The sequence below is a fragment of the Clostridium sp. AF19-22AC genome (assembly GCF_003479085.1).
Lineage (GTDB): Bacteria > Bacillota > Clostridia > Lachnospirales > Lachnospiraceae > Faecalicatena_A > Faecalicatena_A orotica.
This window is the reverse complement of sequence record NZ_QUGN01000007.1, coordinates 185,093-200,547: the sequence shown is the minus strand read 5'-3', so window position 1 is coordinate 200,547 and position 15,455 is coordinate 185,093. Positions and strand designations below refer to the sequence as shown.

Sequence of the window (15,455 nt, the reverse complement as noted above, 5' to 3'; positions counted from 1 at the left end):
TCTTATATTTTTATAATTTACTAATCTCCCGATTTATGAAATAAGTATAACTTATTTTATCAAAATTTGCGTATTAAAGCAATTTATAGTATAATACAAACGCAAAACAATTTTTACCCTGTACAGGCTTGCCGGCAGGAAGTAAAAAACAATTAAGAAAGGATTTGGAAATTATGAAATTGCGCTCAAAACGCGGAGGACGGGCCATACTGGCATTTGTTTGTTCTCTCGTATTAGTACTTTCCGTTTTCCCCGTATATGCAGAGGACCAGGAAAGTCTGAAAAGCAAAACTTCTGATTTGCAGGATCAGCTTAGCGGCATCAACAAGGATCTTCTGGCCATAAGTGACGAGATCTCCACTGCCGAAATGCAGGTCGAAATAACTAATGGTGAAATCCTAAGAACGAAAGATTCCTTAGATGAAGCCAAGGCTAACGAGGCTAAACAATACGATGACATGAAGACCCGTATTAAGTATATGTACGAAACCGGCAACGCAACACTTTTAGAAATGCTGTTTTCAGCAGAAAGCATGACAGATTTCTTAAACAAGGCGGATTTTATCCAGAATATCAGCGACTATGACCGGGACATGCTGACCGAGCTTCAGAAGACACGTCAGGAAATTGCAGATAAGAAAGAAACGCTGGAAGCACAGCAGACTTCCCTCGTGGCGATCCAGAAAGATCTGGAGAAACAGGAGGAGCAGCTTAAGCAGAAGGCAAAGGAAACCTCAACCGATCTGGAAACATACAAAGCACAGCTCGAAAAGCTTAAGGCAGAAGAGGCAGCAAAAGCCGCGGCTGCTGCCGAAGCTGCAGCAAAAGCGAAAGCTGCCGAGGAGGCAAATGCAAAAGCCAACGCCAGTACTTCCGGTAATAATAATTCCGACAACGGCAGCTCAGGCGGCGGCAATTCCGGAGGCGGCGGGTATGATGACAGTGTTGTAAATGGCGGAGCCACGAATGTCGGCGGAAGTGATCTGGATGTATTCGCAGCTATACTGGACTGTGAAGCGATGCATGATTACAACTCCATGCTTGCTGTCGCAACGGTGATTATGAACCGTGTTTACAGTCCTATATTCCCGAATAGTATTACAGACGTTGTCTATGCTTCCGGGCAGTTCGAACCGGTTTGGTCCGGAAGGCTCGATGCTGTACTGTCGAGCGGCGCCAGTGATCTGGCATATACCGTGGCACAGGATGCGATAAATGGGGCAAGGCTTGCCGCAGTACAGGACTGTTACTATTTCCTCTATGCAGGGGCAACGGACAGGCCCGGCGTTAATATTGGCAATAACCTGTTCTTCCAGGGCTGGTAGGCACGAAATCCGGCTTAAAAAGAAGCACTGTACTATGGCGCATATTACTATGCATGCCATAATACAGTGCTTCTTTTATTTTTAATTTATCTTCATTCCTTACTGATAATCAAAAACGTCAATCCACTTCATAAGGAAATCTTTTTCCAGTTCATTATCCTTTGTCAGCTGTGCGGCTGCGACGATCGGGAGCCACTGCTGTACGTACTGCATTGCAGTATCGCTCTTTCTGCAGAATATCTTCATATACATATCTGCCGCTTCCTGATCCTTCAGGGCGAACAGGAGATATGTCATAGCTGCATCAGCGCTTGCATTTCCCTGTGTGGCATGTGCCCAGTCGACCACTGTCATCTTGCCGTTCTTTGCAACGATAACATTGCTCGGGTTAAAATCTCCGTGGCAGACTTTATTATGCTTCGGCATGCTTTCCAGTCTCGTGAGAAGTTCGTAGCGTGTCGTTGCATCCACTTCTTTCAGGCTGTTGATCTGGCTTGACAGCTTATCTTTCAGTTTATTCAGGCGCGGAGATGTCTTGCTGTGTACCGTAATCTGGAGGTCTACGAAGTCTTCCATATATTTCTCCAGATTGCCCCTGTCGCCTTCCATCATCTCTTCCAGTGTCTTTCCTGCCTTGTATTCAATTGCAATCGCCCATTTGCCGTCAATCTGGGTGACTTCCTTAACCTTCGGTATATCCAGACCGGTATCTTCCACTCTTGCTGTATTCAATGCCTCATTAAATACATCTGACTTCGGATGTGTCGTTTCAAATACTTTGACTACGCTGTCATCACATTTGTATACTTTCTTATAAGGACGTTCTACGATTAAATTTTTTTCTTCCAGCTTCATAAGTTATTCCTCCTGATTTTGCTGCCGTTTTTTAAGTTGTTTTTATTATACATCAACTTTTTTAACAATGTAAGCCCCCTGTGTAAATTTTGTGCAATTTTTAACTAAGTTTTTTATATTTTATATATTGTTATTTTTTTAACCAATAAATTACCCATGCAGAAGGCGGGAGGTTTTCTCTATCACGCACAAATGCAGGAGCGCGGCACCTAAATGCCGCGCTCCTGCCCGTGAGAAAAAATTTATCCTTATTGGACTACCAGGGTCAATAAGTTTTGAAAGGCTTATTTGCCGTAGTAGCATTTTAAGTAGAGCTCTTTGATTTCCTTCATTAATGGATATCTCGGGTTAGCTCCTGTACACTGGTCATTGAATGCCTGCTCTACCATGTCATCCAGTGTATCGAGGAAGTACTTCTCATCGATACCGTAGTCTTTGATTGTCTTCTTGATACCGATCTTCTCTTTCAGGTCTTCCAGTTTAGCGATGAAGTTATCAAATACTTCCTGGTCATCCTTTCCTGTGCATCCTGCAAAACGTCCTAATTCAGCATATCTAGCAAGTGCATGTGGATACTGGTACTGTGAGAATGTACCCATCTTGGTTGGTACTTCTGCTGAGTTATATTTCATAACCTCTGTCAGGATAACTGCATTTGCAACACCGTGTGGCAGGTGGTGGAAAGCACCCAGTTTATGAGCCATAGAGTGGTTCAGTCCGAGGAATGCGTTTGCGAATGCCATACCTGCCATACAGGAAGCATTTGCCATCATTTCACGTGCCTTCGGATCATTAGCCCCGTTCTCATATGCTGACGGCAGGTAATCAAATACGCTCTTTACAGCCTTCATAGCCAGACCATCTGTGAAGTCTGTTGCCATGATAGAAACGTATGCCTCGATTGCATGTGTCATAACATCGATACCGGACGCGCTTGTCAGTCCCTTCGGCTGGGTCATCATATTATCAACATCAACGATTGCCATATTCGGAAGCAGTTCGTAGTCTGCCAGCGGCCATTTAACGCCTGTCTCAGCGTCCGTGATGATTGCGAACGGTGTTACTTCGGAACCTGTTCCTGAAGAAGTAGGGATCGCTACAAAGTAAGCTTTCTCTCCCATCTTAGGGAATGTAAATACTCTCTTTCTGATGTCCATGAAGTCCATAGCCATGTCTTCGAAGTTTGCTTCCGGATGCTCATACATTACCCACATAATCTTTGCTGCATCCATTGCAGAACCACCGCCGAGTGCGATAATTGTGTCAGGCTCGAAGGACCGCATCAGGTCAGCACCCTTGCGTGCACACTGCAGTGTCGGGTCCGGAGCTACTTCGTAGAAGCATGTATGCTGAATTCCCATCTCGTCCAGTTTCGCTTCAATCGGCGCTACATAACCGTTCTTATACAGGAATGAGTCTGTTACGATAAATGCTTTCTTTTTATTCATAACTGTTCCAAGCTCATCCAGTGCCACTGGCATACAGCCTTTCTTGAAGTAAACTTTTTCAGGTACTCTGAACCAAAGCATATTTTCTCTCCTCTCAGCTACTGTCTTCACATTCAGTAAGTGTTTTACTCCTACGTTTTCAGATACGGAGTTTCCGCCCCATGAACCACATCCCAGTGTAAGGGACGGAGCCATCTTGAAGTTGTACAGGTCTCCGATACCGCCGTGAGAAGAAGGTGTATTAATAAGTACACGGCAAGTTTTCATTGCTGCCGCATGTTTTGCTATTTTTTCTGTCTGTGCAGGATGTACGTAAAGTGATGCTGTATGTCCATATCCGCCGTCTGCTACCAGCTGGGCTGCCTTTTCAAGTGCCTCATCAAAAGTTTTTGCTTTATACATACCAAGTACAGGAGATAATTTTTCGTGTGCAAATTCTTCTGATATATCAACTGATTCCACTTCACCGATCAGGATCTTTGTATCTTCCGGAACATCTACACCGGCCAGCTTAGCGATCTCATATGCTGACTTTCCTGGAATCTTGTTATTCAGGGCGCCGTTGATAATGATTGTCTTACGAACCTTATCCAGTTCTGCGCCTTTCTTCAGGAAGTAGCATCCGCGGTAAGCGAATTCTTTCTTTACTTCGTCATAAATGCTGTCCAGTACAGTAACTGACTGCTCGGAAGCACAGATCATACCATTATCAAATGTCTTAGAGTGGATGATAGAGTTTACTGCCATCTTCACATCTGCTGTATCATCAATAATTACAGGTGTATTTCCAGGTCCAACACCGAGTGCCGGTTTTCCTGAAGAATATGCAGCCTTAACCATTCCCGGTCCGCCTGTTGCGAGGATAATATCAGAATCCTTCATAACAGTGTTTGTCAGTTCCAGTGACGGAACATCGATCCATCCGATGATTCCTTCCGGTGCACCTGCTTTTACAGCTGCGTCCAGAACAACCTTAGCTGCTGCGATTGTACAAGCCTTAGCTGCCGGATGTGGGCTTATGATAATAGCATTTCTTGTTTTCAGACAAATCAGGGTCTTAAAGATTGCCGTAGAAGTCGGGTTTGTCGTCGGGATAACTGCTGCTACCAGACCGATCGGCTCTGCAATTTTTTTAATACCAAATGCAGGATCTTCTTCGATAACACCGCATGTTTTGGTATTCTTATAAGCATTGTAGATATATTCTGCTGCATAGTGGTTCTTGATAACCTTATCTTCTACAATACCTCTCTGAGTTTCCTCTACTGCCATCTTAGCAAGCGGAATTCTCATCTTATTAGCCGCAAGGGCTGCTTCATAAAAAATCTTATCTACCTGCTCCTGTGTGAAAGTAGCAAATACTTTCTGCGCCTCACGCATTGCTTTCATTTTTGCTTCCAGTGTTTCCACGCTGTCAACTACCTCAGGTACTACGACCTTATCCTTCTTTGCCATTTCAATTTTTCCTCCCGTAATTGAATTGTTTTTCTTAATTACAGGTATCAGTATATCCTATCGTTAAAATATTGTCAATACGCCTTTTGTCAAACTTTTAACGTTATATTTTTAACATTTATTGTATATATTGCACAAAACAGCCCCTATTCAAAACTAATGTTCGACCTTTTGACTTGTTTTTTTACCGCTATTCCTGAGCATCTGCCACCGATTGGACAGTCGCAAGTTCTTTTACCGGGTCTCCCCCTGCTGCCACATTCTGCATCGCAACCTGAATTGCTTTCTCAAGTTCACTGTTTGCAAGTTTTCTGTTTCCTGCTGCATCTGCCACATATTTATTAACATTATCGATAGACTGCTGCTGCAGTTCTCCATCCACATCTCCAGTGTAGGAGATCTCATTAGATACGGGAGACCCCTGCAGGTAATTTACCCAGTACTGCTGTCCCTCGCCGTCTGCCAGATATTCAATGAATTTCATGGCCGCTTCTTTTTCTTTACAATCATTGTTCATGCTGATCATTACATCCACACCTGACGTTCCAAGGATTTCATCGCTGTCTGATACAGATGGGAACGGTTCCATGCCGATGACATCTTTGCTGCTCTGGATCGCCGTACCTTCCAGCTCTGAATTAGATGGGGATGTTGGTCCTAAATGCCAGGAGCCGGTCATGAAGAATACTGATTTTCTTGCAAAGAAATACTGGTCACGTGCATCTGGGTAAGTTGCCACGCCAAGGGCGCCATCCTCAAAAACCCCGTCCGTGAAAAGTTTCTGCCATGCTGTCATTGTATCCACAAAGCACTGGTCCGTCCATTTACGTTCACCCTTTTCAGCCTCATATACGGCACCGTTTTCAAATTCATTGGATGCCTGTACAAACCAGTCAGAGTTTACCCAGTCATCGGCCGCCCCTGCTGCCACACATACATAGCCATGCTCTTTTGCCTTTGCCGCTGCATCCTTCAGCTCAGCATATGTAGTCGGGACCTTATCAATGCCGCACTCATCCATCAGTGTTTTGTTATACATCATCGTCGTCATACCTGCAACCAGAAGCGGCATGCCTGCCATTGTGCCATCTTCTGTTGTACACTGCGCTACTGCGTTCTCGTTAATCTTGCCTGACCATCCTTCCCAATATTCATCTGCCGTTTCCTTCATGTCTACAGAGAACTTTGCATACTGTTCCATCATGGAGCCAGTCGTCATACCGTAGAGATCCGGACCTGTACCGGAAGCCATCGCTACCTGTAGCTTTTCAAAAAAGTCATCCTGCTCGGTACGGGTATAATCAATTTTAATATCCGGATTTTCTTTTTCAAATCCTTCAATCAAAGCGTCCGACTGGTCGTTCGTCGGGAGCCAGGACCAGAAACTTAGTGTAACCTTCCCATCCCCATCTGCATCCCCTTTTTTTGTTTCCTTACTATTCCCCCCACATCCGGCTAGTGACATAACCATTGCTGCTGCGGTAAACAAGGCAAGAAATTTTTTCATTCTCTTCATTACTTTTTCCTCCTTAAAAGTTTGCTGTAACTGTTCTGAACTATGAACTTCCAGCATTTGTTTTTTGTATTTTCAGAATACACGAATTTTTCCCCTGCATTCACTCTATTTTTTTGCCTTTTCTTTTAATTTTTTGCAAACCTGTATTCTGTTATTTTGCTGTTTGTCAGACAAATCTGCACAGTCCTCTCTCTGCCGGTACTCTCCCGGATTTCCAGCTTTTTGCCGTCTGCAATCAGCCATTCCCTACCTCCGCGGCGAATGTAATATACAGAATACGCACGGTCTTCATGCTCGATAGAAATACTCTGTCCGTCATTCCATTTGAAAACTGTGCTGTTATCAGAGGCACAAGCCGCTTCAATCTGAAGCTCCTCCGTAAAGTCCAGAGCTTCACATTTTTTCTCCAATTTTAACGTATTTTCTAAGCTGCGCAGGCCATCTTTATCAGCCACTGCCGGGCTCACACAGTATATTTTCCCCAGATCCTGCAGGCCTTTACCCTCCAGAACCACTCCCCTTGTCAAAGTAAAACTATGCATCCTCACCTTTGAAAAATGAGAAATGATACCCACAGTACTTTCTCTTTGATCCATGTCACCAGCATGGACTTCAAAGGATATCTCAGGCGCATAGTCAATCCGGAGTTCATACCTGTGAAACTTCTTTTCGATCCGGATCAGATGGGGCACAGTATGTTCAAAATCCTGTTCTAATTTTTCGGTCAGAACACAGCCCTTGATTCCATCCGCATTCTGTATGGCCTTTACTTCATTTTTCCCGCTGCATATCTGGATTTCCAGATAATTATTTTCATTTTTATAGTCGGTCAGGATGCCATAACGCATTCCCGTATGGCTGTTTTGGGCAGATATCCAGAATTCAGCAATGTAAAAGGGGCTGCCCGGACAGAGCATCTGCTTTTCTGTAATATACGCATTCTTTATCTGGACCTCGGGATTCCCGGGACTTTCCTGCATCTGAGAAGAAGGACCGAAACAGACCACTTTATCCCCGCTAAAATAAAGCGGTTCTATATACATCTCGCGCTGTTCTATATCCGGATCAAGTATCTCCTCTGCCTTTCTTCCGTGGTAGATAATCCAGTCATCCAGCATATTCGGTGCTTTCTCTACTGTGTTGTGCCCGGTGCCCTCCACCATTTCATTCTTCTTCAGGAGAGGATACCAGATATCATCTGACGGATATTTCTTCCAGTTCATATCCATCAGTCTGTCTTTGCTGTCAGCAACGGTTGTACCAACAAAATAATCTTCGTTTACATAAGCATTCGCAGAATAAAGCAGCCAGAACCGCTGTCCCCGCACAATGGGAGCCGCCCCTTCAATGGTGTACCAGTCGCGGCCGTCACCGAACCGGTTCTCCTCGTAGATTTCCTGTTTCAGAGTAGGCAGAATTACTTTCCTTGGAGTTTTTGCAAACTGCTCCGGTGATACCATCTCGTCCACCAGAATACAGGTTCCGGCAATCTTCTCATCCGTCCCGATCCAATCGTTGACGGAATAGAACATATACTGTTTTCCATTCCACATCACCGGATGGGAGTCAATGGAAAATTTTTCAAAAAACGTTTTCTTCCAGAAGAACGGTCCTTCCGGACGGTCCGAAATGGCAAGCTTCAGACATTCCTCATGGCGGTCTGATGATTCAGCAGGCACATTGGAATAGTACATGTAAAAAGTGCCATTGATATAGATAACTGAGGGAGCCCAGTAATTTCTGTAAGTATCTTCCTTTATTGCATATCCCTCATAGCACCAGTCGGTCAGGTTCTTGGATATGCTGACCTTCACGCCAGACTCATCCGTAGCGTAACAGTAATAGTTCCCACACCATCGCAGGATATAGGGGTCTGGATTCGTGTGTCTTTTTCCGTCTGAAAAGACCACGGGATTACAAAACATATTATTCTCTCTCATTTCTCTATCCTTTCACTGAACCAGATGTGATACCTGCCACCAGAAACTTCTGGCTGACCAGATAAACCAGTATTGATGGCAGTGCCAGCATAATCATGACTGCATAAATCCTCGCCACATCCACCGGGCTCTGATACGTGCTGGACATAAAATACTGGGCCGCAAGGGTAACCGGATAATTTTCCTCACTCCTCATAACCAGAAGGGGGACCAGATAATCATTCCATGAATAAATAAAGGTCAGGATGAGTACATTGGCCACCATCGGGACACTTAGAGGAATCATGAACTGGCGCCAGATACAAAAGCTTGATCCCCCATCAATCCGTACGCTCTCCAGAAGTTCATCTGGAATCGTGTCAAAATAGTTCTTCAGCATCAGAAGCATCATGGGCGAATTAAAGGCAATCAACGGGAGGATTACGCCAAAATGTGTATCCAGCATTCCTAGATTCTTAATAGTTGCAAACAATGGGCTTGTCACAGCCGCCACTGGGACTGCCAGACATGCCAGCATGGCTCCGTATATAATCTTCTGCCCTCTGAAGTGCATTTTGGAAAACGCAAAAGCTGCCAATGCGGTAATCACGGTTACTGTAACCGCTGTCACCACTCCAATAAATAAACTGTTAGAAATGACACGGAAATAATTTATTTTTTCGTAGTTTAATACATAAGCATAATTTCCAAAACCATTGATCGTAAAGGATTTTGTCAGAGCAATGATCAGCGGCAGAATCCAGATAAGGGCAAAGAATATCAGGACTGCATAGGTCGGCAAAACTGATTTCACTTTCTTTTTTAATTTCATCTCCTTAATCCTCCTTTCCCAATTTAATCTGTAAGAATGACATGATCATAGCAATGATCAGGATGGCAACTCCAATGGATGCCGCGCCTCCCGCATTAAAATCATTGAAAGCCTTCTCATACAGATACGTGTTCATGACTGTCGTTGCCCGTCCCGGACCGCCACCTGTCAGCAGCTTGACCAAGTCGAAGGTCTTCAGCGATCCCACAATGCCAAGGATAATGAGTACATTTGTCGTTCCCTTCAGCATAGGGAATGTCACAGAGAACGTGGTCCTCCAAAAGCCTGCCCCGTCAATCTTCGCCGCCTCGTAGACATCATCCGGCAGGGCCATCAGCCCGGCATAATAGGTAATCATGGAAAATCCCATCCATTGAAAGATGTTGACCACGATAACTGAAATCAAGGCGATCTTCGGATCCCCCAGCCAGCTCTGTGCCAGTCCCCCCAGATGGATTGCCCGCAGGAACTGGTTGAGCGTCCCGTTGGTCGGGTCCATGATGATCTTAAATATGGCTGTAATGATGGATGTAGCCATTGCAATCGGCAGAAAATAGATGGCCTTAAAGACATTGGAACCAAATAGCTTTCTTTTCAAGAAAACTGCCAGAATAAAGCCCAGAAGTGCCTGGATGAACACCGTTCCCACAAAGAAAATGATATTATTGGCCACGGATTTCCAGAAAACACTGTCTGCCAGCATCTTTGTGTAATTTTTAAATCCCACGAACTGAAAGCTGTCAGACATGCCGTCCCAGTCCGTAAAACTTACAATAGCCGTATCAATAATGCAGTAATACACCAGCGCAAAGGACAACACCAGCAAAGGCAGGATATACAGATACGCTATCTTCTCATTCTTTTTTCCTAGTTTCTTCATTTACCTTTCACCTCCATGAAAAAAGTATAAAGGCAAACGAAGGCAAAAAAGACAACATAATTTTAGCTATTACTCTGTTTTTTTGCTGTGAACTCACTGGGCGTCATGCCCTCTATCTCCTTAAAGACCTTGAAGAAATAGTTGTAATTCCGGAACCCGGACATTTCCACAATCTGTTTCATAGATATGTCCCCACGAATCAAAAGGCTTTTTGCCTGATTTACTCTCTGATGATTTAAAAACTCTACAAACCGCATTCCCGTCTCTTTTTTGAACTCGCGGCTCAGATACGTATAACTGCAGTCCACCAGTTCCGCACACTTCTCTAAAGAGATATCACCCGCGATGTTCTGCCCTATATATTCGATAATCTGTCCTACTGATGAGGAATACCGCTGTTTCCTTTCCATTCTGAAAGACTGGATGCTCCTGCGGAACTGCTCCAGTATTTCGCTTCGAAACTGCTCATATTCCTCATACTCCTTCATGATTGAGAGCGTATCTTGTTTCTCTTTTTCTTCCAAAAGTTCTTCTTGCTGTAGTAAATTCAGGATTGTCCAACAGCTTTGGAAAACGCATTCCCACGTAAAACGTTTCTGCTCCATGAACTCCAGCATATCGTATATAGTGTCAAGGCAGCTCCCCATATGTTTTGACAATTCAAATACGAGCTGTTCCCACAATTTTCCCGGCAGCTCCCCGTTATAATACGTGATTCCTTTCGCCACAGCAAAAGAAAGAATACGGTTCCCTCCCAGATACAGTTTGTCTTCCAGCAGTTTTTCCATCATTAACGCTTCTGAGACTGCACTCTCCAGATTCCCGTGGATTTCGCCACTGATTACCGTAATGGTAGTATCCAGCATCCTTATGACCTGCCTCTGCAGGCGGTCCACCAGATTGCTCTGGGAATTAATCATATAAAGCATGCTGCGTTCTTCTTTAAAAGAAAGCAGGAGTATCATATGGTTCTTCTTTGTTACATAAATCAAATAGGGATATTTATCCGCCAGAATCTGTCCCAGCATGTCAAGAATTGCCTTGCATATATCTTGCTTATATTCGGATGGATTAACGCCCTTATGCAATTTAAAATCAGGGCTTATGGCTACCGGCACAGTATTCTGGGTGCTAAAATCAACTTTTCCCTCTTCTACCAGCTTCTGTATTCTTTCCGGCAAAAATTCAGATTCTTCATAGATACAGTATCCCTTTTTCCGGTAGATCTCCTTCCCCTCCGGCACAATGCGGTATTTATCCCGCACCTGATCCAATACCTTGAGAAGCTGTTCCTTTGTAAGCTCATGCTTGAGCAGATAGTTCGCAGCCCCATTAATCAGGCTCCCCCTGACATAATTGAAATCATCGTAGCCGCTGATTGCAATTACAGGCAGGTATTCGTCAATGATATGGACACTTCTCATCAGCTCCACGCCATTTATCTCGGGCATCTGCATGTCACAGAGCAAAATGTCAGTTTTATTTTTCCTTAACCATTCCAGTACAGCCTTTCCATTTGCAAAATCGGCTACTACTTCATAGGTGCTGCTGCCTTCCAGATATCTTTTTATGGTGTTTCGCGCGGTCAGTTCATCGTCCACAAGCACGATTTTTATTTTTGCCATCGGGTGTCCTCCTTTATCACCGGAAGTGTTAAAATACATCTGGTATACTTCCCCTTTTCACTCTCATAATCCAGTCCATATGGCTGCCCAAAATATAAGCGGATTCTCTGGTTGACATTCACAACTCCGATTCCATTAAATGACCTGTTTTTCTGCTTCCCCTTTTTCAGGATATCTTCCGCTTTTTGCATAGAGATTCCTTCTCCATTGTCCTCTACAGTAATTTTGAGGAAATCGTCCTGTATCTTTGTTGAAATCACAATCCTCCCCTGTCTGGATAGATCCTCTGGCATTCCATGATAAATAGCATTCTCAACAATAGGCTGCAGGATAAACCTTGGAATAAACAAAGACTGCGTATCTTCATCTACGTCTTTTTTCAGCAGAAAATCATAGCTTCCGCTGTACTCCATAATCGTCAGGTAATTATCCACATATTCCAATTCGTTCTTAAGATGGATGAGTTCCTTGTCCTGATGCATAACATTCTGCAAGAGTGCATTCAAAGAGTTCACTAAAGGGATAATATTATCCGCATGCTGAATTTTCGCCATCCAGACTACGTTATTCATTACATTTGAAACAAAGTGGGGATTAATCTGTGCCTGCAGAAATGCCATCTCATTGCGCCTTTTTTCCCTTTCCTCCTCTGTCACACGGTCCATCAGTTCCCGGATGCGCAGCACCATATGGTTAAACGTCCTCCCCATCTGGCCTATCTCGTCCTCCTCTTTAACTTCATAGCTGACCGTCAGATCCCCTGTGGACACACGTTTCATTTTACTGCTTAATACGCTGATTTCCGTTGTCATCCGGGATATTAAGACTGCCGACCCTAGCAGGGCAAGAAAAATAATAGCCGCCGTAATGAGAGCACTCATGAGGGCTGTCCGCTGGATGTCTGCTGTATAAAATTTAGAAGGGATTGCCATATGAAAGGTCCACCCTACGCTCTCTGCCCGATAGGTATTCTTTGCATAGCCATTTTCTAGAGAATCAGCATCAAACGCCTTGCTTTCATCATTTGAAAAGATAACAGCTCCCTGTTCGTTGACCACCTGAAAAAAGCTTCCTTTCGGAAGATTGGCAGAAAACATCTGGTCAATAACCCCATAGTCAAAATATAAAATGACATACCCCTTGACCTGCCCTTTGTCATCTACGATTCCCCGGACCGCCGGCAGCACGTAATCACTGGAAACCGTAGACTTCAGCCCTTCAAGGTGGAGGGGCTCCATCATTACCATAGAATACTTCAGTTTCTCCTGGTCCAGCTTTGTAATATCATCATAAAGTTTCTTTTTATCCTGAATAATATAATTTGTAGAAAAAACACACTCTTGATTGGCCGCAACAGCGATTCCCGATATATAGTATTTATACCCGTTCAGCCCCTTGATATAATCCATGATTGTCCTGCGGTTATTCAGATAGTTCTGGTTCCACTGCCCTTTCTGGCTGATCTCCTCGCTATTGAGCCTGACTACGGGCTGAATAATATTTGATTCATTGGTGGCAACCAATGTCGTCATGTAGGAGGTATCTGTCAGAAGGTACTCAAACGCGTGGTAGGCATCCCTCATCGCACTTTCAGACACGTTTTTCAGATAGGTATTCGACAGTCTTGAACTGGTGTGATACCAGATGCCTGTAATTATAATTCCAATAAATAGCAATGTCGCCATCCATGTAAGCAGTATCTTATTTCTGATTCTCATGTTATCCCCTCCTCATAAACACCTTTTTTTCATTATAACCGAATTCATGCAAATATTTTATATAAATCTTTGCGTATTACTCTTCTTTTTTGCTGTGTCCTTAAGCCCCTCTTGCATAACATTTACTGGAGCCCGATGCTATTCAGGAGATTATACATCAGGAAAAGAATATTTCAAGAGACAAAAAAAGAACAGAAATATGAATCTCTTCATATCTCTGTTCTCTATATTTTCTAATTGCTGGTAGAATTAAACTAATTCGATCAGAACTTCCATAGCTGCATCACCTTTACGCTGGCCAATCTTTACGATTCTTGTATATCCACCGTTGCGGTCTGCATACTTCGGAGCGATCTCTGAGAATAATTTCTCTACAAGGTCAACTTCCTTCGTATTTTTCTTTCTTCCTGCAGCTGCTGTAGGAACTTCTTTTACAGGGTAAAGAACTTTCAGCATTTCTCTTCTTGCATGAAGTCTGCTTGCCATGTCCTTTTTGATCTTCTTGTCTACTTCGTCATATACAGTAACTTTCTTTCCATCAACGACTTCTTTCACTCTCTTGCCGTCTTTGTCCTTGCGGGCAACTTTAGCTTTTACTGTAACTTCTTCGAAGTTGTCTTTTTCTTTTACAGCCATAGCAATTAATCCTTCTGCCACTTTGCGGATCTCTTTTGCTTTCGCTTCTGTTGTAACAATCTTACCGTTGTTCAGTAATGCTGTTACCTGATTTCTAATTAAGGCTTTTCTCTGGCTTGATGTTCTGCCGAGTTTTCTATACTTTGCCATTGTTCTTATCCTCCATTTTTAAACATTTGGTTATGCGTCTTCGGTCTTATTAATCAAATGCTCCCGCCATGCCCTTCGGTCTTACTGACAGGATAATTCAAATAATATTACTCATCACCCTGGTTCAGCTCAAGGTCTAATTCCTTCAGCTTAGCCAGCACTTCTTCCAGTGACTTACGTCCAAGGTTACGCACCTTCATCATATCCTCAGGTGTCTTGTTGGTAAGCTCCTCTACGGTATTAATGCCGGCTCTCTTCAGACAGTTGTATGAACGTACTGAAAGCTCTAATTCATCAATGCTCATTTCCAGTACTTTTTCCTTCTCGTCATCTTCTTTTTCAATCATGACTTCAGCAGCCTGAGCCACCTCTGACAAGTCAATGAACAACTTCAGATGCTCGCTTAAGACTTTAGCCGCAAGGCTGACAGCCTCGTCAGGAAGCAATGTTCCCTTTGTCCATACATCTAATGTAAGTTTGTCATAGTCAGTAATCTGGCCGACACGTGTGTTCTGAACTGTCAGATTCACACGCTCTACCGGTGTATAGATGGAATCAATCGGAATAACACCAATCGGTAAGTCTTCGCTCTTGTTTTTGTCTGCGCTTACGTATCCTCTGCCTTTTGTAATGGTAAGTTCCATGTACAGCTTGCTGTCCTTGCCACCGCTTAATGTAGCGATAACCTGTTCAGGATTCATAATCTCGATATCGGAATCCGCCTGGATGTCAGCACCTGTTACAACGCCTTCACCTTCAAATTCGATATATGCAGTCTTTACTTCGTCTGATTCTGATGTGTTCTTGATTGCCAGTGATTTCAGGTTCATGATAATCTCGGTCACATCTTCTTTTACACCCGGTATGGAGCTGAATTCGTGCAGAACTCCGTCGATCTTTACAGAACTGATAGCTGCTCCCGGAAGAGAAGAAAGCATGATTCTTCTCAGGGAGTTGCCGAGGGTCGTTCCATATCCTCTCTCAAGAGGTTCCACAACAAATCTTCCATATTTTTTATCTTCTGAAATTTCTGTAATTTCAATATTAGGTTTATTAAAATCAAACACTACACAGACCCTCCTTATGGGTTAAAATA

The 15,455-nt window shown here is 43.6% G+C and carries 11 protein-coding genes; 1 reads left to right on the top strand and 10 read right to left on the bottom strand.

Translation table 11 applies throughout. From position 1 onward, the window contains the following. Positions 1–173 precede the first annotated feature (173 nt). Positions 174–1,325: a cell wall hydrolase gene (locus DWX43_RS10540; RefSeq protein ID WP_118620244.1), complete on the top strand. Its 1,152-nt coding sequence runs from the start codon at positions 174–176 to the stop codon at positions 1,323–1,325. Between the two features lie 99 nt (positions 1,326–1,424). Here DWX43_RS10540 and DWX43_RS10535 read toward each other — a convergent pair whose 3' ends face one another. The 10 genes from DWX43_RS10535 to DWX43_RS10490 all read right to left on the bottom strand — a co-directional run bounded on the left by DWX43_RS10535 (position 1,425) and on the right by DWX43_RS10490 (position 15,426). Then, positions 1,425–2,180, bottom strand: a complete 756-nt coding sequence (locus DWX43_RS10535) for an aminoglycoside phosphotransferase family protein (RefSeq protein ID WP_118620243.1) — start codon at positions 2,178–2,180, stop codon at positions 1,425–1,427. A 284-nt stretch (positions 2,181–2,464) separates the two neighbouring features. Continuing rightward, the gene (gene adhE / locus DWX43_RS10530; RefSeq protein WP_109732289.1) at positions 2,465–5,083 is read right to left on the bottom strand and encodes a bifunctional acetaldehyde-CoA/alcohol dehydrogenase; all 2,619 of its coding nucleotides are present in this window, start codon (positions 5,081–5,083) and stop codon (positions 2,465–2,467) included. Positions 5,084–5,273: 190 nt separating this feature from the next. Beyond that, complete coding sequence (locus DWX43_RS10525; protein ID WP_118620242.1) at positions 5,274–6,599, bottom strand: ABC transporter substrate-binding protein; 1,326 nt, start codon at positions 6,597–6,599, stop codon at positions 5,274–5,276. Between the two features lie 125 nt (positions 6,600–6,724). Next, a complete protein-coding gene (locus tag DWX43_RS10520; protein WP_118620241.1) occupies positions 6,725–8,539 on the bottom strand; it encodes a glycoside hydrolase family 43 protein in 1,815 nt (604 codons plus the stop codon). Between the two features lie 4 nt (positions 8,540–8,543). Then, positions 8,544–9,350 (bottom strand): carbohydrate ABC transporter permease, encoded by an 807-nt coding sequence (locus tag DWX43_RS10515; RefSeq protein WP_118620240.1) that lies wholly within the window; start codon positions 9,348–9,350, stop codon positions 8,544–8,546. A 4-nt stretch (positions 9,351–9,354) separates the two neighbouring features. After that, on the bottom strand, positions 9,355–10,230 hold the full coding sequence (locus tag DWX43_RS10510; RefSeq protein ID WP_118620239.1) for a sugar ABC transporter permease: 876 nt from the start codon (positions 10,228–10,230) through the stop codon (positions 9,355–9,357). 62 nt (positions 10,231–10,292) lie between these two features. Continuing rightward, positions 10,293–11,855 carry a response regulator gene (locus DWX43_RS10505; RefSeq protein ID WP_118620238.1) on the bottom strand — a complete coding sequence of 521 codons (1,563 nt, stop codon included), beginning with the start codon at positions 11,853–11,855 and terminating at the stop codon, positions 10,293–10,295. Further along, on the bottom strand, positions 11,843–13,573 hold the full coding sequence (locus DWX43_RS10500) for a histidine kinase (protein ID WP_118620237.1): 1,731 nt from the start codon (positions 13,571–13,573) through the stop codon (positions 11,843–11,845). Before DWX43_RS10500 ends, DWX43_RS10505 begins: the two co-directional genes overlap by 13 nt. A gap of 249 nt (positions 13,574–13,822) precedes the next feature. Next, entirely contained in the window at positions 13,823–14,359 is a 537-nt protein-coding gene (locus DWX43_RS10495) for a L17 family ribosomal protein (protein ID WP_109732282.1), read from the bottom strand. A gap of 107 nt (positions 14,360–14,466) precedes the next feature. After that, complete coding sequence (locus tag DWX43_RS10490; RefSeq protein WP_109732281.1) at positions 14,467–15,426, bottom strand: DNA-directed RNA polymerase subunit alpha; 960 nt, start codon at positions 15,424–15,426, stop codon at positions 14,467–14,469. Positions 15,427–15,455 lie beyond the last annotated feature (29 nt).

Bases quoted from the DNA above. Each gene is read 5' to 3' on its own strand.
- DWX43_RS10540 (WP_118620244.1), top strand. From the start codon at position 174: ATGAAATTGCGCTCAAAACGCGGAGGACGGGCCATACTGGCATTTGTT.
- DWX43_RS10535 (WP_118620243.1), bottom strand. From the start codon at position 2,180: ATGAAGCTGGAAGAAAAAAATTTAATCGTAGAACGTCCTTATAAGAAA.
- adhE (WP_109732289.1), bottom strand. From the start codon at position 5,083: ATGGCAAAGAAGGATAAGGTCGTAGTACCTGAGGTAGTTGACAGCGTG.
- DWX43_RS10525 (WP_118620242.1), bottom strand. From the start codon at position 6,599: ATGAAGAGAATGAAAAAATTTCTTGCCTTGTTTACCGCAGCAGCAATG.
- DWX43_RS10520 (WP_118620241.1), bottom strand. From the start codon at position 8,539: ATGAGAGAGAATAATATGTTTTGTAATCCCGTGGTCTTTTCAGACGGA.
- DWX43_RS10515 (WP_118620240.1), bottom strand. From the start codon at position 9,350: ATGAAATTAAAAAAGAAAGTGAAATCAGTTTTGCCGACCTATGCAGTC.
- DWX43_RS10510 (WP_118620239.1), bottom strand. From the start codon at position 10,230: ATGAAGAAACTAGGAAAAAAGAATGAGAAGATAGCGTATCTGTATATC.
- DWX43_RS10505 (WP_118620238.1), bottom strand. From the start codon at position 11,855: ATGGCAAAAATAAAAATCGTGCTTGTGGACGATGAACTGACCGCGCGA.
- DWX43_RS10500 (WP_118620237.1), bottom strand. From the start codon at position 13,573: ATGAGAATCAGAAATAAGATACTGCTTACATGGATGGCGACATTGCTA.
- DWX43_RS10495 (WP_109732282.1), bottom strand. From the start codon at position 14,359: ATGGCAAAGTATAGAAAACTCGGCAGAACATCAAGCCAGAGAAAAGCC.